The sequence below is a fragment of the Sorangium sp. So ce426 genome, from assembly GCF_051475585.1.
Taxonomy (GTDB): Bacteria; Myxococcota_A; Polyangia; order Polyangiales; family Polyangiaceae; genus Sorangium; species Sorangium cellulosum_B.
In genome coordinates this window covers 5,928,904-5,949,846 of record NZ_CP150341.1, presented here as the reverse complement: position 1 = coordinate 5,949,846, position 20,943 = coordinate 5,928,904, and the positions used below count along the sequence as shown (strand labels likewise).

11 protein-coding genes are annotated in these 20,943 nt (G+C 71.3%); 8 read left to right on the top strand and 3 right to left on the bottom strand.

Going from position 1 to position 20,943, the window contains the following annotated elements; translation table 11 throughout:
- The first annotated feature begins 89 nt into the window (after nt 1-89).
- From WMF44_RS22065 to WMF44_RS22050, 4 genes are all read left to right on the top strand, one after another.
- On the top strand, nt 90-1,691 hold the full coding sequence (locus WMF44_RS22065) for a pectinesterase family protein (RefSeq protein WP_437301076.1): 1,602 nt from the start codon (nt 90-92) through the stop codon (nt 1,689-1,691).
- Between the two features lie 70 nt (nt 1,692-1,761).
- Nucleotides 1,762-2,835 carry a mannonate dehydratase gene (gene uxuA / locus WMF44_RS22060; RefSeq protein ID WP_437301075.1) on the top strand — a complete coding sequence of 358 codons (1,074 nt, stop codon included), beginning with the start codon at nt 1,762-1,764 and terminating at the stop codon, nt 2,833-2,835.
- A 118-nt stretch (nt 2,836-2,953) separates the two neighbouring features.
- The gene (locus tag WMF44_RS22055) at nt 2,954-4,228 is read left to right on the top strand and encodes a hypothetical protein (protein WP_437301074.1); all 1,275 of its coding nucleotides are present in this window, start codon (nt 2,954-2,956) and stop codon (nt 4,226-4,228) included.
- Nucleotides 4,225-6,231 (top strand): hypothetical protein, encoded by a 2,007-nt coding sequence (locus WMF44_RS22050; protein WP_437301073.1) that lies wholly within the window; start codon nt 4,225-4,227, stop codon nt 6,229-6,231. Before WMF44_RS22055 ends, WMF44_RS22050 begins: the two co-directional genes overlap by 4 nt.
- A gap of 69 nt (nt 6,232-6,300) precedes the next feature.
- Here the strand turns inward: WMF44_RS22050 and WMF44_RS22045 are convergent, their stop codons facing one another.
- On the bottom strand, nt 6,301-9,966 hold the full coding sequence (locus WMF44_RS22045) for a hydantoinase B/oxoprolinase family protein (RefSeq protein WP_437301072.1): 3,666 nt from the start codon (nt 9,964-9,966) through the stop codon (nt 6,301-6,303).
- Between the two features lie 552 nt (nt 9,967-10,518).
- Between WMF44_RS22045 and WMF44_RS22040 the strand changes: the two genes are divergently transcribed.
- From WMF44_RS22040 to WMF44_RS22030, 3 genes are all read left to right on the top strand, one after another.
- The gene (locus WMF44_RS22040) at nt 10,519-10,734 is read left to right on the top strand and encodes a DUF4351 domain-containing protein (RefSeq protein WP_437301071.1); all 216 of its coding nucleotides are present in this window, start codon (nt 10,519-10,521) and stop codon (nt 10,732-10,734) included.
- A gap of 181 nt (nt 10,735-10,915) precedes the next feature.
- The gene (locus WMF44_RS22035) at nt 10,916-11,737 is read left to right on the top strand and encodes a hypothetical protein (protein ID WP_437301070.1); all 822 of its coding nucleotides are present in this window, start codon (nt 10,916-10,918) and stop codon (nt 11,735-11,737) included.
- Between the two features lie 175 nt (nt 11,738-11,912).
- On the top strand, nt 11,913-13,598 hold the full coding sequence (locus tag WMF44_RS22030; protein ID WP_437301069.1) for a protein kinase domain-containing protein: 1,686 nt from the start codon (nt 11,913-11,915) through the stop codon (nt 13,596-13,598).
- Nucleotides 13,599-13,653: 55 nt separating this feature from the next.
- On the opposite strand, the gene WMF44_RS22025 is transcribed toward WMF44_RS22030, so the two are convergent.
- Both WMF44_RS22025 and WMF44_RS22020 read right to left on the bottom strand, forming a co-directional pair.
- Nucleotides 13,654-14,598: a bifunctional methylenetetrahydrofolate dehydrogenase/methenyltetrahydrofolate cyclohydrolase gene (locus WMF44_RS22025; protein ID WP_437301068.1), complete on the bottom strand. Its 945-nt coding sequence runs from the start codon at nt 14,596-14,598 to the stop codon at nt 13,654-13,656.
- A gap of 140 nt (nt 14,599-14,738) precedes the next feature.
- On the bottom strand, nt 14,739-15,536 hold the full coding sequence (locus WMF44_RS22020) for a hypothetical protein (RefSeq protein ID WP_437301067.1): 798 nt from the start codon (nt 15,534-15,536) through the stop codon (nt 14,739-14,741).
- Nucleotides 15,537-15,985: 449 nt separating this feature from the next.
- Here WMF44_RS22020 and WMF44_RS22015 point away from each other — a divergent pair, with 449 nt between their 5' ends.
- A complete protein-coding gene (locus WMF44_RS22015) occupies nt 15,986-20,923 on the top strand; it encodes an MG2 domain-containing protein (RefSeq protein WP_437301066.1) in 4,938 nt (1,645 codons plus the stop codon).
- Nucleotides 20,924-20,943: the final 20 nt, after the last annotated feature.

The following is a 20,943-nucleotide window of genomic DNA, read 5'->3' as shown; positions in this document are numbered from 1 at the left end:
GGAGTCTCTGCGAACAGGGCAGGGCACGTTCCGTGCCCTGAGCGCCGATTGCCAGGCCGCGCAGCGCCTTGATACCCTGCGCCGGCGCCATGATCCGCTCTCGACTTTTTCTCTTCGGGCTCCTCGGTCTGTGTTCGATCGCCTGCGAGGGCGCCGGGACGGCGGACGACATGAGCGCCGAGGCGTCCAGCGGTGCCTCGACCGCCGGCGCTTCGGCGGCCGGCGCTTCGACCAGCGGCGGATCGACCGGCGGCGGGTCGACCAGCAGCGCGGCGTCGGGCAGCGGCGGGTCGACAAGCAGCGCGGCATCGGCCGGCGCGGGAGCGGGCGGCGCCGGCGCGGCCGGCGGCGGCGAGGGCACGGGCGCGAGCCAGGGCGACGGCGGCGCGGATCCGGTCGACCTCCCTGCCGGCGTGAGCGCGCTGTTCCCCGCGCCGGGCGCCCGGGGGCTGTGTCCGGATCCGCCGCTCCGCATCACGTTCCCCGGCGCTCCGAAGCTGGGCAGCGCGGGCGCCGTTCGCGTGTTCAACGCCGCCCGGCCCGGCGCGGCGGTCGCGACGGTCGACATGGCCTCGATGACCGTGAGCGCCACGATCGGCGGCAGGACGTTCAACGTACCTCGCCCGGTGTACGTGGACGGCAACGATGCTGTCGTGTCCTTGCCGTCGCGCGCGCTCGACTACGGAGAGTCCTATTACGTCACGGTCGACCCCGGCGCCATCGTCCCCCCGGGGGGCGGCTCGTTCGCGATCGCGGACGCGACGGCGTGGCGCTTCGACACGGCGGACGCAGGCCCGTCGAGCGTCGCGTCGCTCGATGTTGCGCTCGACGGCTCCGGCGACTTCTGCTCCGTGCAAGGCGCGCTCGACGCGGTCCCGGCGAACAACAGGGACAGCGTGCTCATCACCGTTCAGCGTGGGACCCACCACGGGGTCGTCTACTTCGAGGGCAAACACAAGATCACGCTGCGCGGGGCCGATCGCAAAGGCACTGTCCTCTCCGGTACGAACAACAACAACCTGAACCCGAGCACCAGGGGGCGCGCGCTCGTCGGCGCCGACAAGGTGAGCGACCTCATCATCGAGAACCTCACCATCCACAACCTCACGCCGCAGGGCGGCTCCCAGGCGGAGGCGCTGCGGCTCCAGGACTGCGACAGGTGCGTCGTGCGCGACGCCGACATCCTGAGCCTCCAGGACACGCTGCTCTGGTCCGGGCGCCTCTACGCGGACAACTGCACCATCGCGGGGAACGTCGACTTCGTGTGGGGCACGGGCGCGGCGTATTTCAACCGGTGCGAGATCAAGACGGTCGGTCGATCCGGCTACATCGTGCAGGCGCGCAACGGCGACTCCGGCTACGGCTATGTCTTCGTCGACTCGCGCATCACGAGCGACGCGGGCATCACGGGGAACACGCTGGCGAGGATCGACGTGAGCCAGTATCCGGCGAGCCACGTCGCGTACATCAACTGCACGCTCGGCAGCCACATCTCGCGGGCGGGGTGGACGATCACGGGCGGGTCTCCTCCGCGCACCCTCCGCTTCTGGGAGTACCAGAGCCGGGACGCGGAGGGGCGCCTCATCGACACAAGCGGGCGTATCGCCGGATCGACGCAGATCTCCGCGGAGCAAGCGGCGATGATGCGCGATCCGGCGATCGTGCTCGGCGGCTGGACCCCTCCGCGCTGAGGCGGCCACGCGGCGCCTCGAACCCTGAGCTCTGCACGGCATGTCCCGTGACGCTGGAAGGACCGGAACGATGAAGATGACCTTTCGCTGGTACGGCGAGAACGACCCTGTGAAGCTCGAGTACATCCGTCAGATCCCGGGCATCCACGGCATCGTCTCGGCTATTTACGATGTGCCTGTGGGCGAGGTGTGGCCGGTCGAGCGGCTGCGGGCGCTCAGGGCGCGCGTCGAGGGCGTCGGCCTCCGGTTCGAGGTGGTGGAGAGCGTGCCGGTGCACGAGGACATCAAGCTCGGCAAGCCGACCCGCGAGCGGCTGATCGACAATTTCTGCCAGAACATCCGCAACTGCGCGGCCGCCGGCGTGAAGGTGATCTGCTACAATTTCATGCCGGTCTTCGACTGGACCCGCACCGAGATGGCCAGAGAGCTGCCCGACGGCTCGCTGACCCTGGCCTTCGACGCCGCGGCGGTGGCCGGGATCGATCCGGAACAGGGCATCTCGCTGCCCGGCTGGGACTCGAGCTACAAGCCGGAGCAGCTCCGCGCCGTCCTCGACGAGTACAAGAACGTCGGCGAAGAGGCCCTGTGGGCGCACCTCACGCATTTCCTCCGGCGCATCATCCCGGTTGCCGAGGAGGTCGGCGTCCGGATGGCGATGCACCCGGACGACCCGCCCCGGCCGATCTTCGGCCTGCCGCGCATCGTCAAGAACCGCGACGACCTGATGCGCCTCGTGAAGACCGTCGATTCTCCGGCCAACGGCATCACGCTGTGCTCCGGCTCGCTGGGCGCCGATCTGTGCAACAACATCGTATCGCTTGTGCGCGAGTTCGGCGGCATGGGCCGCATTCCGTTCGGGCATCTGCGCAACGTGGCGGTCCAGGAGGACGGCACCTTCTTCGAGTCCGCCCACCTGTCCTGTGAGGGCTCGCTCGACATGGCCGCCATCGTGAAGGCCTACCATGACGTCGGCTTCGACGGCTACGTGCGCCCGGATCACGGCCGCATGATCTGGGGTGAGACCGGCAAGCCGGGATATGGCCTGTACGACCGCGCGCTGGGCCTCGTGTATCTCAACGGTCTGTGGGAGGCCACGTGCAAGCTCTCGCCCGGACCTGCCGCCAAGGCGCCTGCCCCTGGATGAACGGGTGAGCGGGCAGGGGAGGCGGGGACGCCGGCCTCGACCGGGGGTCCGTCGCGGACGCCGACCGCCGGTCGCTACCTTTCACTTCCCGCGCGGCGGAGGCTAGAGTGTCGGCACCGTGCCTGCCACGACCCTCGACGACGCCTACCAGGCCCTCGAACTCAAGGCTCTCGAGCCCAACGACCCGGTCTACGTGCAGACCACCATCCCGGTCGGCAGGAGGCGTCAGCTGCCGCCCCTAGCGCGGCTGCGGGGCCAGCTCATCAAGTCGAGCGAGCGGGACCGCTTCTTCCTGTCGGGGCACATCGGCAGCGGCAAGAGCACGGAGCTCAAGCGGCTCCTAGCCGACCACGACATCCTGCAGCGCTTTTACATCGTCGCGTTCGACATCGAGCCGGAGCACCAGCCGAGCCTCGCCTCGCACGAGCTCTTGTTCCTGATCGCGGCGCAGCTCTACGCGCGTGCCAGCGCCGACACGACGCTGGTGACGTTCGATCGGTCGGACCGATGGCTCGGCATCCTGCAGCGGCTCGACGCCGCGCTCTACGGCCCGACCGGGCTCGTGCAAAAGGGCGGGAAATTTGGCCTGAGCTTCGACCTCTTCTTCGTCAAGCTCAGCCAGGAGCTCGCCGTGGAGCAAGGTCGCCGCCGCGAGTTCCGCGGGTTTGCGGAGACCCAGGGGAGCGTGCTCGTGGAGCTCATCGACGCCCTCGTGGACGACATCGGGACGGCGCTGGTGCACGCCGGCCTCCCGCACCGCGTGCTCATCGTCGTCGACGATCTCGAGAAGCTCCGGTCGAATGAGCAGTTCACCGAGATCTTCCACACCAACTTGGGGGCGCTCCTTGCGCCGCACGTCCCCATCCTGGTCACGGTGCCTCCTTCCGTCACCTTTGGCGGTCCGGGAGGCGCTCTCGGAAGGAACGTCAACCACCTGCGTCCGATCCAGGTGCTACGCAAGACGAACGTGCTGGATCCGACAAGTGCCGAGGACCCGACGGGCGTCGCCGTCATGCGGAGCATCTTCGATGCGCGCGTGGGCCCTGGGCTGTTCGATGCCGAGGTCGTCCGCGAGGCCGCCCTGTACTCCGGCGGCGTTGTGCGCGACTTTTTCAACCTCCTGCGGTTCGCGATCATCCAGGCGCAGCTCTACAATCAGGATCGCGTCGATGAGATCGCGTGGGAGGACACGCTCACGGAGGAGAAAACCAGGTCTATCGCGACGCTCTATCCCAAGGACAAGGAGGCGCTTCGCGCCATACGCGAGGCACACCTTCTGGCCGATGCGGGACAGCTCGAGTACGCCCGGCGATCGGTCGTGATCGAGCACAACCACGACGGTATCTGGTGGGAGGTGGCGCCGATGCTCTGGGAGTGGCTGGACAAGGCGTGAGCCAGATCGTGCGCAAGCTGCGGCGAGCGGACGAGCAACAGCTCCGCGGCCTCGAGGCCGCGCTGGGGCGGGGGCATTTCGTGATCGTCGTCGTAGACGACGCGGCCTGGCCGATCGTGCGCGGCGTGATCGGCGTCGAGGCGAGCGGCGAGTTCACGCTCGAGAACGGCGGCGATGTCGTGCAGATGTTCGACTCGCCTGCTGCCGCGGGCGAGGGGGTCGTCTTTCTGCACATCGGCGAGCCCGCGGTGGACGCGATGCTGGCGCTGAATCTCAACCGCGACAAGCTGCTCAGCCGGAGATGCCGCTTTCTGCTGCGGCTACGCGGTCTCGAGACGTTTCAGCGCTTCGTGCGGGAGGCGCCGGACTGCTACTCGATCCGCGATGCCGTCGCCCTCATCGAACCTCAGGAGGCCATCGAGCTCGAGCCCTCGCGGGAGCCTGAGCCCGACGTCGAGCAGCTGATGACCAATGAGCGCTCGCCCGATGCGTTGCTGACCCTTGGAACAGGGCTGCTCATGCAAGGCCGCTTGGAGGGCGGGTACCGCGCGCTCGACGGCGGGATCGCGCTCCTGGAGCGGAAGAATCGGCTCTCGGCGCGCGACCGGTCGACGCTGGCAGCGCTCCACTACCGCCGCGCTGATAGCACCATCAAGCAGGAGCGTCACACCCACATTCAGGATGCGTTGCGCGTGCTCGGGCCGGTGCGGGAGGAATACAGTGAGCAGTACGCCATGATCCTCTCGCAGCGCTCGGACTACTACGGCTCCGAGATCGCCGTGGCACGCGAGGCCCTCGATGCCGCAGAGCAGGCGACTCCGCCCAACCCGGATCTCGTCGCGCGGCAACTCATCGTGCTTGCGGACGCCTACCTTTGCCGCAAGGACGCGCGGGGAGCGCGCGAGGCGTTAGGGCAGGCGCAAATGGCCTGGTTGGCGACCGAGAATCGCCTCTTCATGCAGAGGCTGGAAGCGGTTCTCCTGATCACCGAAGGGCGCTGGAAGGAGGCGACGCACAAGCTAGAGGACGGCCTCCGTCAGACCGCGCAAGCAGGGCCCCGCTTCGGGATCCATTCGTTCGCGCTGCTGCTCTCCGACCTCCTCATCCGCCAGGGGGAGCTCGAGGCCGCCGTCGACGCCATCGCCTCCGTCGAGTCAGAGCAGGCCGACGAGCTCCGCCTGCATGTCCGCCGTTCGCAGGGGGAGCCTGACGCCCTTCGCGGCCTCGAGGATCTCGCCGACGTGATCGCGGGGGGCGGCGATCTCTCCCGCGCGCTCGCGCGCGCCAACGCCATCGCAGGCTGGACCCGGCTCGCCGTGCGCGCCGGGCTCCTCGAAGGATGGAGCCTCGACCGCATGGACACCGCCATTGCGGTGCTCGTTTCGCGAGTCGCCGCTGTCGCGCCCGCGACCCCTCCGTGGGCGCGGATCGAGGCGGAGTTGCTCGTAGCGGACAACCTCCTCGCGCGCGCAGGGTCGGAGCTCTCGGCCGCGGAGGCGGCCGAGAGCGCGTTAGCGCTCGCGCGTGCGGGCGCGCCTGAGCTCATCGCGGCGTGCGTGGGTCGCGTCGCCGTCGCGGCGCTCCGGTCCGGCTCGCTGGAGCGGCTCGACGCGCTGCTAGGCGACGCCGCCCGTGCGGCGGAGGCTCACCACCTTCCCGGCGAGGCAGCGCGGATAGCAGGCCTCCGGCTCTGGTACGCGATCCAGCGCGGTGCCGGCGTTGGCGAGGCAGAGCGAGCTCTCGATGATGCCTTCGCTCGCTCGGGGAGCATCCTCGTGAAAGCCCAGGTGCTCCTGCGCGTCGGGCGCGGCGCCGGGCGGCGCGACCTCGTCGGTCGCGCCCGGCGCATCTACCGCGCGCTGCCCTGGCCCGAGCGCGAAGGCGCGTGCCTCGAGGCGCTCGGCATGCCGCAGGCGGCGCGCGACCGGTACGAGGCGTTCGGGCTGCGGCTCGCGGCGCTGGCCGTCGCTCGGGACCCCGAGCCCGAGCCCGTCGGCGCGTGACCGGCGGCTGGTCGGACGAGCGATCGCCCGCCGCCAGCGCCGGGCACGTCCCCAGGTCCCCGCGCCCCCTCAGCCAGCCTCCGGCGCTCCGTACCCGCCGCCCCCCGGCGTCTCGATCACGAACACATCGCCGCTCCCCATCTCGACCGATCCGATGTGCCCCAGCACCTCGACCGAGCCGTCCGCGCGCACCACCAGGTTGCGCCCGGGCGCGCCCGCCTTCCCGCCCGCCAGGCCGAACGCGGCCGTCGAGCGCCCGTTCGACAGGATCGACGCCGTCATCGGCTCCAGGAAGCGCACGGCGCGCGTGCCGCCGTTCCCGCCCGGGTAGCGCCCGGCCCCGCCGGAGCCCTCGCGGATCTCGTAGCGATCCAGCCGCACCGGGAAGCGGTGCTCAAGCACCTCCGGATCCGTCAGGCGCGAGTTCGTCATGTGCGTCTGCACGACGCTCGTCCCCGCGAAGCCGCGCTCGGCGCCCGCGCCGCCGCCGCCGCTCCCGCCGATCTCGATGCCCGCCCCCGAGCCGCCCGAGATCGTCTCGTAGTACTGGAGCCGCTCGTTGCCGAACGTGAAGTTGTTCATCGTCGGCTGGCTGCTCGCGAGCACGCCGAGGGCCCCGTACAGCGCGTTCGTGACGCAGGTCGACACCTCGACGTTGCCCGCCACCACCGCGGCCGGGGGGCGCGGGCTCAGCATCGAGCCCTCGGGGATGACGACCTCGATCGGCTTCAGGCAGCCCGCGTTGAGCGGGATGTCGTCGTCCACGAGCGTGCGGAAGACGTAGAGCACCGCGGCCATCGTCACAGCGCGGGGCGCGTGGAAGTTGTTCTCCATCTGCCCGGACGTGCCGGTGAAGTCCACGACCGCCGCGCGGCGCTCCCGGTCGATCCGGAGGGCCACCTCGATCGTCGCGCCGTTGTCGAGCGGCAGCGAGAAGCGCCCGTCGTGGAGGAGCGCCGGGTCGAGCCGCGCGATCGCGAGGCGCACGCTCTCCTCGGCGTTGTCCTGCACGTGCTTCATGTAGGCCTGCACCGTCGGGAGGCCGAACTGCGCCACCATCACGGCGAGCTCCTGCGCGCCCTTCTCGTTCGCCGCGATCTGCGCGCGCAGGTCGGCCAGGTTCTGCTGCGGGTTGCGCGCCGGGTACGGCCCTTCGCCGAGCAGCGCCAGGAGCTCCGCCTCGCGGAGGCGCCCGGCCTCGACCAGCTTCACGTTGTCGAGCAGGACGCCCTCCTCCTCGATCGCCCTGGAGAACGGCGGCATCGAGCCCGGCGTGATGCCGCCGATGTCCGCGTGATGGCCGCGCGACGCCACGTAGAACAGCACGCGAGCGCCCGCCTCGTCCCATACCGGCGTGACCACCGTCACGTCCGGCAGGTGGGTGCCGCCGCGGTACGGATCGTTGAGCGCGAACACGTCCCCCGGCTTCATCCCCGGGTTCCGCGCGATCACGGTCTTGATCGACTCGCCCATCGAGCCGAGGTGCACCGGCATGTGCGGCGCGTTCGCGATCAGGCTGCCCTCCGCGTCGAACAGCGCGCACGAGAAATCGAGCCGCTCCTTGATGTTGACCGAGTGGGCGGTGTTCTGGAGCCGCAGGCCCATCTGCTCGGCGATGTTCATGAACAGGTTGTTGAACACCTCCAGCATCACCGGGTCGACCTCGGTGCCCACCGCGCGCCGCTCCGGGCGCGGCGCCACCCGGGTGAGCACCATGTGGCCGAGCGCGGTGATCTCGGCGCGCCAGCCGGGCTCGACGACGGTCGTCGCGTTGGCCTCGGCGACGATGGCCGGCCCGTCGATCACCGCGCCGCGCCCGAGCCGCTCGCGCCGGTGCAGCGCCGCGTCGTGGAGCGCCCCCTCGGCGTACATCCGCACCCGGGCGTCGGCCTCGGGGCGGTGCGGGCGCGCCTCTCCCGGCCGCTCCTCGGCGGCCTCGCCCGGCCCGATCGCCTCCACGGAGACGCTCTCCAGGACGAGCGCCTTGTCCGGCATCAGGAAGGCGAACCGCCTGCGGTAGGCCGCGTCGAAGGCGGCGCGGATCGCCTCCGCGCTGCCGTCGGGCACGACGAGGGCGGTGTCGGTGCCCTCGTAGCGCACGTGGACGCGCCGGACGAGCCGCACGCGCTCCGGCGAGAACCCTTGCGCCACGAGCTCGGCCTCCGCGTCGCGGCCGATGCGCGCGAGCGCCTCGCGCGCCGCGGAGAGCCCCGCCTCGTCGAGCCGCCGCTCCACGGCCGCCTCGCGGATCGCGCTCTGGTCCGACAGGCCCATGCCGTAGGCGGACAGGACCCCCGCGAGCGGGTGGACGAAGACGCGGCGCATGCCGAGCGCGTCGGCCACGGCGCAGGCGTGCTGGCCGCCGGCGCCGCCGAAGCATTGCAGGGTGTACTGGGTGACGTCGTGCCCGCGCGCCACCGAGATCTTCTTCACCGCGTTGGCCATGTTCGCGACGGCGATCTGCAGGAAGCCCTCGGCCAGCTGCTCGGGCGTGATCGGGCGCGACGTGTCGCGCTGCACCTCGGCCGCCATGGCCCGGAAGCGCCGCTCGACGACCTCGCGGTCGAGCGGCGCGTCGGCGCCCGGGCCGAACACGTGCGGGAAGAACTCCGGCTGGATCTTGCCGAGCATCACGTTCGCGTCGGTGACGGCCAGCCGCCCGCCGCGGCGGTAGCACGCGGGCCCCGGGTTCGCGCCGGCCGACTCCGGCCCCACGCGGAGCCGCGCGCCGTCGAAGCCGAGGAGCGAGCCGCCGCCCGCGGCCACGGTGTGGATGCTCATCATCGGCGCGCGCATCCGGACGCCGGCCACCTGCGTCTCGAAGGCGCGCTCGAGCTCGCCGGCGTAGTGCGACACGTCGGTCGAGGTGCCGCCCATGTCGAAGCCGATCACCTTCTCGTGCCCGCCCGCGAGCGCGGTGCGCACCATGCCGACGATGCCGCCCGCCGGGCCGCTCAGGATCGCGTCCTTGCCCTGGAAGCGGCCGGCCAGCGTCAGCCCGCCGCTCGACTGCATGAAGTAGAGCGGCACGCCGGGCATCTGGCCGGCCACCTGCTCGACGTAGCGGCGCAGGATGGGCGACAGGTACGCGTCGACCACCGTCGTGTCGCCGCGCGAGACGAGCTTCATCAGCGGGCTCACCTCGTGCGACGCGGAGACCTGGGTGAAGCCGACCTCGCGCGCGATCTCGGCCGCCCGCCGCTCGTGCGCGGCGAACCGGTAGCCGTGCATGAAGACGATCGCGCAGGCGCGGATCCCGGCCTCGAACGCCTCCGAGAGCGGGCCGCGCAGCGCCTCGCCGTCGAGCGGCTCGGCCACCTCGCCGCGCGCGTCGACGCGCTCGCGGGCCTCGACAACGCGCTCGTAGAGCAGGTCGTGCAGCGCGATATGGCGATCGAACAGGCGAGGGCGGTTCTGGTAGCCGATGCGCAGCGCGTCGCGGAAGCCGCGCGTGGTGACCAGCACGGTGCGGTCCCCCTTGCGCTCGAGCAGCGCGTTCGTGGCGACCGTGGTGCCCATCTTCACGCACTCGACCTCGGCGGCAGAGATGACCTGACCGGGCGCGAGGCCGAGCAGGCGGCGGATCCCCTCGACCGCCGCGTCGGCGTACTGCTCGGGGTTCTCCGACAGGAGCTTTTCGGTGGTGAGCGAGCCGTCGGGCCGCCGGGCCACGACGTCCGTGAAGGTGCCTCCGCGATCGATCCAGAACTGCCACTTGTGCGAGGTCGAGGTCATGGAACCCACTCCTTGCCGGCCGCCTCCTCCGCCGCGCTCCGCGCCGTCCTGCCCGCCGAAGGGCGGCAAGACTAAGTTTTCATTGAACAACCTTCAACCGTCGGGAACCGCCGGGAGGGGGCGCCCGCCCACGCCGCTGGAAGCCCGCAGCGTCCCGGGAATAGCTGTCCTGTACGTAAAATTGGCATCTCGGCTCGATGGCGGTCCTTGCCGTCGGCCCGCTCCTCGTGGCCTCGCTCCTCTGGCAGCCGTCGGGCGCGTGGATGTTCACGTTCGTCTGCGAGGCCACGTTCGCGCTGCGGCAGCGCGCCGGTCCGCTCGCTGGTGGCCCGGCTCTCCGTCGCCGAGATCGACAAGTCGATCGAGGTCGTGTGCGACAGGATGCTCACGAAGGACGGTGCGTCGCGCGAGCATGAATTACGGGGAGCCGTTCTGATTCATTCGCAAAAGAGCTTGTCGAAGAAATGGTGTCTGTGACGCGCGCATGAGGCATGGTGCGAGGTCCTGCAGCGGCTCCTGGCCGCGGCGGGAGAGCCCTGGAAGGAGGAGATCGTGTCGGCAGCCGATCAACTGATGGAGCGCGGCAGACAGCAGGGGTTGCGGGAGGGACGCCGCCATGTGCTGCTGAAGCTGCTCGGCGCGCGCTTCGGCGCGCTGCCCGACGATGTCGTCGCGTGCGTCAACGCCGCCGATGTCGTGGCGCTGGATCGATGGTCCGAGCGCGTGCTCACCGCGCCGACGCTTGCGGAGGTACTGAGCGAACCCTGAGGAGCGTCACCGGCCGCGCAAGGGGGCGCCGCGCCATGGCTCCGTAGGCTCGCGCGACCTGCCTCCTCGCCACGCCCTCATGGCCGCGTGCGCCCGTCCGGAACCGGCGTTCAGCGCTGTACAACCGTTCGTGCGGCGTGATAAGCGCTCGAGCAACTCTCGAACGAGAGGATCTGCTCGAATGTCCAGCAAGCAACCTCCTCCGCACGTCACCGCCGCCCACGCGGCGGGCCTGGCCGCGCTGCTCGGCGCGACGGACGCTGCCGCGGAGAACGAGCGCGCGGGGAGCGCGGAGCGGCACTTCGAACGCGCACGGCGGGGGCGCTCGTCGCAACCCGGGCCGCGCGCGAAGCCCGCCGCTGGCCCGCTCCCGTCGCCGCCGGGGGGCCCGTCGAACGCGGGCGGCGCGCGGGAGTACGTGTGCGCCGCGCCGACGCGCTCGCCGGTGCTGAACGCGTTCCTGAGCGAGCTCGGCGCAGAAGGCGGAGCGCTCGTGCCGGCGCACGTCCACGTCTTCGACGAGCACACCCTCGCGCCGAGGCTCGTCGAGCTCGCGCGCCAGCGGGTGGTCTCCATGCTGCTCGCCGTGGGCAGGACCGAGGTGGCCCTGACCCTGGCGCAGATGCCGCCGATCACCAACGAGCGCGCGGCGCGGCTCTTCATGCGGCAGGCGGTCCACGTGGGCGGCGATCTCGGGGCGATCACGGGCGACTACGCGCGGCACTACCGGCGCTCGGGGGCCCCGGAGCGCGACGACCAGCGCGCGGGCTGCATCATGGCCGCGTTCGCGGGACGCCTGAGCGCCATGGCGGAGAAGCTCCTCGGCCCGCACGTGCGCGCCGAGCTGCGCGCCGCCCTGGAGGCGCTGACGTCGCAGGGCAGCCCTCCCGCGCGGCGGGCGCGCGCGAGCGATCTCCGCGCGCCGCAGGCCGCCGGGCGAGGCGCCCCCGCGGCGGCGGCGCGCGACGCCGCGGGCTCGGCGGCACGGCCGAGGCGCAAGTAGGCGGCGCGCGGCGCCGCGAGCGCGGCGGTCCGGTTGAGGCGAAAGGACGCGGCGCGCGGTCCGGGTCGGATCCTGTTGCGGTGGGCTCGTTCGTTTGCTTCGTTGGGCGCGAGGCGCCCCGGCTGCTCGACCCTGAGCCCCTCGGGTGCGCGTTCCCAGCGAGAGGCCGAGGCTCATGAATTCGCTCGCAGAAGGCAGCGTCGTCGCCGGAAGATACCGCCTCGAGCGCATGCTCGCGCGGGGCGGGATGGGGTCGATCTGGGTGGCCCGGCACCTCCAGCTCGACGCCATGGTCGCGGTCAAGCTCATGGCGCCCGAGTACGCTGCCTCGTCCACCGCGCGGGCGCGCTTCGAGCGCGAGGCGAGGGCCGCGGCGCAGCTCAAGCTACCGAACGTCGTGCACGTGCACGATTATGGGCTCGAGGGCGACACGCCTTTCCTCGTGATGGAGCTCCTCGACGGCGAGGATCTCGAGACGCGGCTCGCGCGGGAGGGGCGCCTCTCCACGGCGGCCACGCTCGGCATCGTCACGCAGGTGTGCAAGGCCCTGCGCCGCGCGCACGAGATGGGGATCGTCCACCGCGACCTCAAGCCCGCGAACCTCTTTCTCTCGCGGCAGGACGAGGACGAGCTCGTGAAGGTCCTCGACTTCGGGATCGCCAAGGCCCAGGGCACGCTGCTGGCCGGCAACGAGACGAAGACAGGCACGCTCGTCGGCTCGCCCTACTACATGAGCCCCGAGCAGGTGCGCCGCAGCAAGACCCTCGACTGGCGCAGCGATCTCTGGTCCGTCGGCGTGATCGCGTATCGCTGCCTCACTGGCCGTCTCCCGTTCCCGGGTGAGGAGATCGGCGAGGTGTTCGTGGCGATCTGCACGGAGGACGTCCCCCTCGCGTCCAGCGTCGTGCCGGAGCTCGGGCCCGCCGTGGATGGGTTCTTCTCGCGGGCGCTCGCGCGCGACCCGGCGCATCGGTTCCAGGGCGCGAGCGAGCTCGCCGAGGCGTTCGGCGCGGCGGCCTCCGCGGCGGGGTCGGAGCCCCGACCTCTCCAGCCTTCGGTTCCCGCGGAGGGGGCGTCTCCGCTGCTCGTCGTCCATGGCGGCACGATGGCCGCGAGCCCAGATGCGGTAGGGGCGCGTCCAGATGCGATGGGGGCACGTCCAGATGCGTTAGGGGCGCGTCCAGATGCGTTAGGGACACGTCCAGATGCGTTAGAGGCGCGTCCAGATGCGATAGGGGCGCGTCCAGATGCGATAGGGGCGCGTCCAGATGCGATAGGGGCGCGTCCAGATGCGGCGAGCCCTGGAATCATGGGACCGAGTCCCGGCACGATGGGCGCCGCCTCCAGCGCGTCCTTGCCCACGCTGCGAAACGAAGCAGGGCCCCCCTTTCACGGCGCTCCGAGCCGTGGCGCATCGGAGGGCGCTGCGCCGGCGTTCCAGGGGTCCATCAGCACGTTGACGTCGGCCGGAAATACCCTCGCCCCGACGAACGCCGACGGCCGCCGCGCCAGGATCTCGCTGGCCCTGGGCGCTGGCGCGCTCGCCCTGGGGCTCGTCACCTATGCGGTCCTTCGCACCCTCGCGCCGGGCGGCGAACCGACGTCGCAGCCCGACGCGGCGGCCTCGCCTGCCGCCGCGTCCGCGCTGTCCGCCGCCGCGCCGTCCACCGCGTCGACGGAGCCTCCGCCGCCGCCCTCCGACAGCGCGACGGCCGCGCCGGGCGCGCCTTCGGCCTCCGAGGCGCAGACCAGCGCGCCCGCGCCCGTGCGCGCGCCGCCGGCGCCGTCGTCCGCCAGAAAACGGGCGCCGCTGCCCCCGAGGCCCCGGACCCCTCGGGACGACCCCACCGACCACATGTGACCAGCCGCCGCGCAGCGAGGAGCCCGTGCGCTCGCGCGCGCCGCCGCGAGCGAGCTCACCCGCCCGGGTGGGTGTTCTTGTAGAGCCGCAGGCTGTTCCGGATCGCCATCGTCACCGTCATGGGGCCGACGCGGGGCACGAACACGCTCGCCTTGCTCTGGATATCGTCGCTGAAGTTCTTGAAGGTGGAGAAGTTGATGCAGAGGGCGCCCTCGCGGAGCTCGGCGCCCTGCACGACCGGGAAGCTCCGCGAGGGCACGCCGGTCACCACGATGTCGGCCTGCCGCAGCGCGGTCGCCCGGTCCACCGTCGTCTCGCGCACCTCGTGCATGTCGCCCGAGGAGCTGGGCACGAAGAGCAACGGACCATCGATATCGAACGAGGTCACGTGGGCTCCGTCGTGCGCCATCATGCTCGCGAGCGGCCTCCCGACGACCTCGCTCCGGTTGAAGATGCACACGCGCCGGCCCTCGAGCGGCCGCTCCCCCTCGCCGAAGAAGCCGGCCGCCTCGACCAGCTTGAGGATGGCCAGCGGCGTGCACGGCAGGATCGCCTTCCTGGTCTTCGCCTCGTCCAGGAAGCGCTGGTTCTGGTACAGGCAACGTGCCCAGAACGTGTGGAGCCCCTCGATGTCCTTCGCGGGATCGACGCTGTCCCGCAGGTACACGTCCTGCTCCGTGCCGAAGATCGGGTAATACACCATCATCCCGTGCACGCGCGCGTCCTCGTTCGCCGCGCGGATGGCCTCCTCGGCGTCGAGCCGCGTCGCGTGGCGGATCTCGAAGCGGATCCCCACGTCCTCGCACGCCTTGCGCGTGTACTCCGCGTACGTGTACGACGGCCCGTGATCCGCCGCGAGCACACCGACCAGGACCAGCGGCTCGGGCAGCGCCGCGAGCTCCGCCCGGATCTCGCTGCGGAACGTCTCCGCCACCGCGGTCGGATCGAGGACGCTGGCCGTGCGGGTGCCCGGGCTCGGCGGAATGTGGTGAGGGTCCATCCTGGGGCGGAGACGAGCACGCGCGAGCATCGGTGTCAAGTTTCCGGCGGGGCGACTATCTCGACTCCACCTCTCGTCCTGCTCTTGTTGCTCTTGGAGACTCCAGCCCTCCGGAGAGCCGCCGTGCCTGGCTCACGAGCTCATCGCGAGGAGGACCGCCGCTCCGGGCCCGCCTCCACCACGGGCGCCGCCACGCGGTTGCTCTCGGCCTCGGCGGGGCTACCGGCGCCGGGCACGCGGAGGAGCATACCGCCCTTGCCGCGCAGCTCATCGACGAAGTTCGCTCCGAACACCTCCTCGGGCGTGTCGCCGTCGCGTCCGCCCATGCCCGAGAGCCCCTCGAGGCTGGCGAGGTTTCCGTCCCGGCGTCTGGGCGCCGGACGAGAGCGCAAGATATCGTCCCGGGTCACCTTCAGCGCCACCACGTCCTCGCGCATCACGTCGATCCAGGATGCGGGGAAGTCGGCCTCGGCGCCCGCGGGGCCGCGCACGCGGATCCGCGAGATGTCGTTGCCAGGATCGTTCGCGCCGATGCCCACGAGCTGCGCCTCGGCCTCGTCGGTGGTCATCACCCGCGTGTCGGGGCCGAGCTCGACCGTATCGTCCGTGACCCCGAGCGCCTCCTCCAGCTCCTGCCTCCGCTCGGGCGGCTGCGGCACGAGCGAGGTGTCGACGCGCCCCGGCGGCTGCGCCGTCGTCCGCCCGTCGTAGTACCGAGGCAGCGCCAGGAGCTCGTCCCGGCCGGGCCGTAAACGGAGGTGCCCGTCCGCCGTGCCCTGCACGAGATCCATCGAGATCAGCAGCTCCTCGCTCGCCAGCGGAGAACGGAGCACCACGTGGGTCAGCACGCCCCGCTCTCGGTCGACCAGGACGCGGTCGAGCACGCCCGCATCGAGGCCGCCGTCGGCCATCACGGGCATCTCGAAGTCGATCTGCATGATCCCCTCCTCGGCGGCGAAGCGCCTTGCGCTCGCGCGAGAACCTGAGACGGTCGGATCCCGATGTCCAGGGGAGCACGGCACGGACCCTCGTGACCGGTCGACCCCATCCCATGGGCCGGGCACGCCGCGCGGCCTCGCCATTGCGGGGGGGTCGGCGGTCCTCGGCCTGTCGAGTCATCGCGTCATCGAATCATCGCGTCATCGAGCCATCGAGTCACAGAGGCGTCGCGATTCCACCATGTGAACGGAGTCCCGCACGCGGTGGAGGCGCGGATGGGCCGGAACCTTGGCACAAGGTGGCGCACATTCCGCGCGCGGTCCGCGTGGTCCACGTCTATTCCCGCGGATTTGCTGCTCGATGGCGGTGGTTCATCTTGGTACGGCGGATGCAACCTACGCGCCGGCCGCTGGGGATGTGCCAGCGCCGCTCGGGAGGATTTGGACTTATGCGTGTACGCTTCGATGCTCTCCGCCGACGCTGGAGCTCTCCCCACCTGCTCGCCGCGCTGGCGCTGGCGAGCGCGTTCGCGGCGGGGTGCTCCTCCGATGATGCCCCGCCAACGACGCTCGGGCGCCCGGATCAACCGCGGAACGGCACGCTCGAGATCGACGAAGCGAGGCTGCTGGGCGTGATCGACGGGAGCGAGCTGCGCCTCCAGATCCCGGTGCGCAACCTGACCGCCGGCGCGACGAGCGGCCACCTGCGCGTCACGCTCGTCGATCTCGGCGCGGACAGGGAACAAGGCACGACCGAGGTCGACCTGGACATCGCGGGCGGGACGGCGACGACGGCGGAGGCGCGCCTCCCGGCGCCGGCCGTGAGCGCGCAGCCGGGCCTCGCGCGGTACCTCGTCCGCGTCGACGACGGGTCGGAGGAGGGGCTGCTCGTCACGCGGAGCCTCCTGCGCGTCATCCCGCCCTACGACGTGCAGATCGAGGGGCCGGCGCGCGTCGTGCGCGGGCGCACCGCGAGCTACCGCGTGCGCGCGACCGACGCTTTCTCCCATCAGCCGGTGCCCAACGTGGGCGTCGAGCTCGCGGTGGGCGAGGGGGCGCGGCCGCTCCGCGGGACGACCGACGCGCTCGGCGCCGCGGTGTTCGAGGTGGAGCCCGGCGCGCTCGGCGCGCACCCCGTCTCCGCGCAGGCGCTCGGCTTCGGCGTCAACGCGGCCCTCACAGCGAACATCACCGTCGAGGGCCCCGGCCCGAAGCTGCTCCTCACCACCGACAAGCCGCTCTACAAGCCCGGCCAGACGATCCACCTGCGCGCGCTCGCGCTCGAGCGGGGGAACAACGCGCCGCTCGTCCGCGAGGCGATCACGTTCGAGGTGGAGGACGGCAAGGGCAACAAGATCTTCAAGAAGCCCATCGTGACCGACGCCTACGGCGTCGCCGCGACGACGTTCCGGATCGGCTCCATCGTGAACACCGGCGAGTTCAAGGTGCGCCTCGTGAGCGGGGAGACAACGACGGAGAAGGTCGTGACCGTGGGGCAGTACGCGCTGCCCAAGTTCGAGGTCGCCGTGAGGACCGACAGGCCCTGGTACACCGCGGGTGACACGCTGACCGGCACCATCGACGCGCGCTATTTCTTCGGCAAGAACGTCGCCGGCGGCAGCGTGACCATCGAGGCGGCGTCGCTGGACGTCGGTCAGACGACGTTCCAGCGCATCGTGGGCGAGCTCGACGCCGAGGGCCATTACGGGTTCAGCCTGACGCTCCCCCGGAGCCTCGCGGGCCTGCCGCTGGAGCAGGGCGACGCGGCCGTGACGCTCACCGTCACCGTCGCGGACACGGCGGGGCAGGAGGTCACGAAGGCGATCCCGGTCAAGGTCGCCGCCGACGCGGCCTCGATCGTGCTCGTGCCCGAGGCGCGCGAGCTCGTCCCGGGGATCCCGAACACCCTTCTTCTCTTCGTCACCGACCCGCTCGGGGCGCCGCTCGCCGATACGGAGGCGGTCATCACGGCGCCGGACGGCACGCAGCTCACGGCGCGCACCGACGCCTTCGGCCAGGCCGCGGTGAGCTTCACCCCGCCGGTCGCCACGGCGGACGGCGCGTTCGAGGTGCGGGCGACGGTGGGAGAGCGGGCGGTCACGCGGAAGTTCTCGTTCGGCACGCAGATCGGCGGCGAGCACCTGCTCGTGCGCACCGATCGGGCCGTCTACGAGACCGGCGAGACGGTCGAGGTCACCATCGAGTCGAGCGAGGAGGCCGGCAGCGTCTACGTCGACTGGCTGAACGACGGTCAGGCCGTGGACATGCGCTCTCTCGAGCTCGAGGGCGGGCGCGCCCATTTCAGCATGCCCGTCGACGCCGGCCTGCTCGGCAGCAACCGGGTCGAGGCCTACCTTGTCGACGACGATGGCAATCTGGTCCGCTCCGGCCGCACCGTGTTCGCGCGGGGCGACTCCGCGCTGAGCGTCGAGGTCCAGGCCGACAAGCCCCTGTATGCGCCGGGGGAGACGGCGACGCTGCGGCTGTCGGTCAAGGACGACGCGGGGAACCCGAAGGTGGCCGCGCTCGGCGTCCAGGTGGTCGATCAGGCCGTCTTCGCGCTTGTCGACGCCCAGCCCGGGCTGCTCCGCACCTACTTCGAGCTGGAGGACGAGTTCGCGAAGCCGAGCTACGAGATCCACGGCCCGGCCGCGAACCTCCAGGACCTGCTGTTCAACGCGACGGCGAGCGAGGACCCCGAGCAGGCCGAGGCCGCGCAGGTGAAGACCCAGGCCTCGCTCGCCGCGCTCGCGGGCACGTCGCTCACCGGCCTCCAGGCGCGCACGTGGCCCGCCGTGCTGGCGAAGGTGCCGGAGGAGCTCGCTCAGTTCAACGAGCGCCAGAAGGGCGTGATGAAGCCCTGGCTCGCGGAGGCCGCCGCGGCCGCCGCGCGGGAGCTGAAGGCGCTCGGCTGCGACGGCACCCAGTTCAGCTGCAACGGGCAGGGCGTGTACGTCGAGCTGCTCGGGAACCGCGTCGCCGAGCGCCTGCGCGCCTTCGACGTGTGGGGCAACGCGTACCGGGTGGCCTCCAGCTGGAGCGGGTTCACGCTGCAATCGTCGGGGCCCGACGAGGTGGAGCAGAGCCAGGACGACGCGACGTTCGCGTTCACGTTCAGCGATCTCGGGATCCAGGTGCCCCCGCAGGACTGGGCAGAAGGGGGCATCCCCGGCGACGCGGACGGCGGCTGGGCCAACGGCGCCGCGACCGGAGGAACCGGAGCGGGCGGCGGCTCGGCCGGGAATCCCACCCCGGATTCCGGCGGCGACAACGGGGGCGGGCCGCGCGTACGGCGCGAGTTCCCGGAGACCCTCTACGTCAACCCGAGCGTGATCACGAGCCCCGACGGCACGGCCACCCTGAGCATCCCGCTCGCGGACAGCATCACCGAGTGGCGGCTCTCGGCGCTGGCGAACTCGACCGACGGCAAGCTCGGCGGCATCCAGAGCGGCTTCAAGGTGTTCCAGGACTTCTTCGTCGACGTGAGCTTCCCGGCGACGCTCACGCGCGGCGATGAGGTCGAGTTCCCGATCGCCGTCTACAACTACCTGGAGACGCCGCAGACGGTCGATCTCAGCCTCGAGCCGGGGAGCTGGTACACGCCGCTCGGCGCGACGTCGACGACGGTGTCCCTCGCGGCGGGCGAGGTGCGTGGCGTCCGGTTCCCGGTGAAGGTGAACACGGTGGGCGTCAACTCGCTCACGGTCACCGCGCGGGGCAGCGCCGGCGCCGACGCGGTGGCCCGCACCGTGCGCGTGGTCCCGGACGGGAAGCCCTTCGCAGAGAGCGCGTCAGGCATGCTCGCGGCGGGCAGCGCCGATCACGCGCTGTCGTTCCCCGCGGACGCGGTCCCCGGCTCGAACCAGCTTTATCTCGAGATCTACCCCGCGTTCCTGTCGCAGGTGGTGAGCGGCATGGACAGCATGCTCCAGGTCCCGAACGGCTGCTTCGAGCAGACCACCTCGACGACCTGGCCCAACGTGCTCGTCACGCAGTACATGAAGCAGACAGGCCAGATCACCCCGGAGATCCAGATGAAGGCCGAGTCGCTGATCTCGGCGGGGTACCAGCGACTGCTCACGTTCGAGCACTCGGGCGGCGGCTTCTCGTGGTTCGGCGAGCAGGACGGGCATCCGTACCTGTCGGTCACCGCGTTCGGCGTCATGGAGTTCGCCGACATGATCAAGGTCCACACCGTGGACGAGGCGATGCTCGCCCGGACCGTCAACTGGCTCGCCGGGCAGCAGAAGGCGGACGGCACGTGGGAAGGCGACCAGACCGAGTTCTTCAGCTTCCACACGGGCACGCTCCGCAACAGCGCCTTCGTGCTCTGGGCGCTCGCGAGCGCGGGGTACGCGGGGCCCGAGATCGGGACGGGGCTCGCCTACCTGGCCCGCTCGCTGAAGCCGGCGACCGACGACCTGTACACCCTGGCGATCGCGGCCAACGCGCTCGCCGTGGCCGACCCCTCCGGCGCGCTGACGGACCAGGTGCTCGACGCGCTGGACCAGCGCAAGACCGCGGACGGAGACGCAATTTACTGGGATGACGGCGGCACGCAGACCTCGTTCTACGAGTCCGGGAACGACGCCAGGGTCACCACCACCGCGCTCGCGGCCCACGCGCTGCTCTCCGCGGGCGCCCACCGGTCGAGCGCCGACGGCGGCGTGAAGTTCCTGACCCAGTCGAAGGACCCGAACGGCAACTTCGGCTCCACCCAGGCGACGATCTGGAGCCTGCGCACCCTGCTCCTCGCCGCGAGCAAGGGGACGGAGGGCGCCACCGGGACGGTGACCGTCGCGGTCGACGGCGAGGCGGCGGGCACGGTCTCGCTGCGCGCGGACCAGGCCGACGTCATGACGACGGTCGACCTCACGCACCTCGCGACCGCGGGCGCGCACGACGTCTCGATCGCGTTCTCGGGGGAGGGGAAGCTCAGCTACAACCTGGTGGGCCGCCACAACGTGCCGTGGAGCGCGGTCCCGAGCGACGCGGGAGGCCCGCTCGCGGTCAGCGTGACGTACGACAAGACGCAGCTGTACGTGGACGACATCGTGACGGCGTCGCTGAGCGTCCAGAACAAGACGGACTCGGTGCAGAACATGGTCCTCGTGACCGTGGGGCTGCCGCCCGGCTTCCAGCTCCTGACCGAGGATCTCCAGGAGTACATCCTGGCGGGCCAGCTCTCGAAGTTCGAGATCACGGGCAAGCAGCTGATCCTTTACGTGAAGGAGATCCCCGCGGGGCGCGCGGCCACCTTCGCTTACCGGCTGCAGGCGACCATGCCTGTCCGGGCGGAGGACGGCGGCGCCGAGGCGCACCCGTATTACCAGCCGGAACAGCAGAGCTTCTCCGGAGCGCAGGCCCTCGTGGTGATGGCGCAGTGAGGGGCTGAGCGGGCGAGGGC

What these genes read in the sequence shown, in the direction of transcription:
- WMF44_RS22015 (WP_437301066.1), top strand. Translation starts at nt 15,986, where the DNA reads ATGCGTGTACGCTTCGATGCTCTCCGCCGACGCTGGAGCTCTCCCCAC.
- WMF44_RS22020 (WP_437301067.1), bottom strand. Translation starts at nt 15,536, where the DNA reads ATGCAGATCGACTTCGAGATGCCCGTGATGGCCGACGGCGGCCTCGAT.
- WMF44_RS22025 (WP_437301068.1), bottom strand. Translation starts at nt 14,598, where the DNA reads ATGGACCCTCACCACATTCCGCCGAGCCCGGGCACCCGCACGGCCAGC.
- WMF44_RS22035 (WP_437301070.1), top strand. Translation starts at nt 10,916, where the DNA reads ATGTCCAGCAAGCAACCTCCTCCGCACGTCACCGCCGCCCACGCGGCG.
- uxuA (WP_437301075.1), top strand. Translation starts at nt 1,762, where the DNA reads ATGAAGATGACCTTTCGCTGGTACGGCGAGAACGACCCTGTGAAGCTC.
- WMF44_RS22045 (WP_437301072.1), bottom strand. Translation starts at nt 9,966, where the DNA reads ATGACCTCGACCTCGCACAAGTGGCAGTTCTGGATCGATCGCGGAGGC.
- WMF44_RS22030 (WP_437301069.1), top strand. Translation starts at nt 11,913, where the DNA reads ATGAATTCGCTCGCAGAAGGCAGCGTCGTCGCCGGAAGATACCGCCTC.
- WMF44_RS22065 (WP_437301076.1), top strand. Translation starts at nt 90, where the DNA reads ATGATCCGCTCTCGACTTTTTCTCTTCGGGCTCCTCGGTCTGTGTTCG.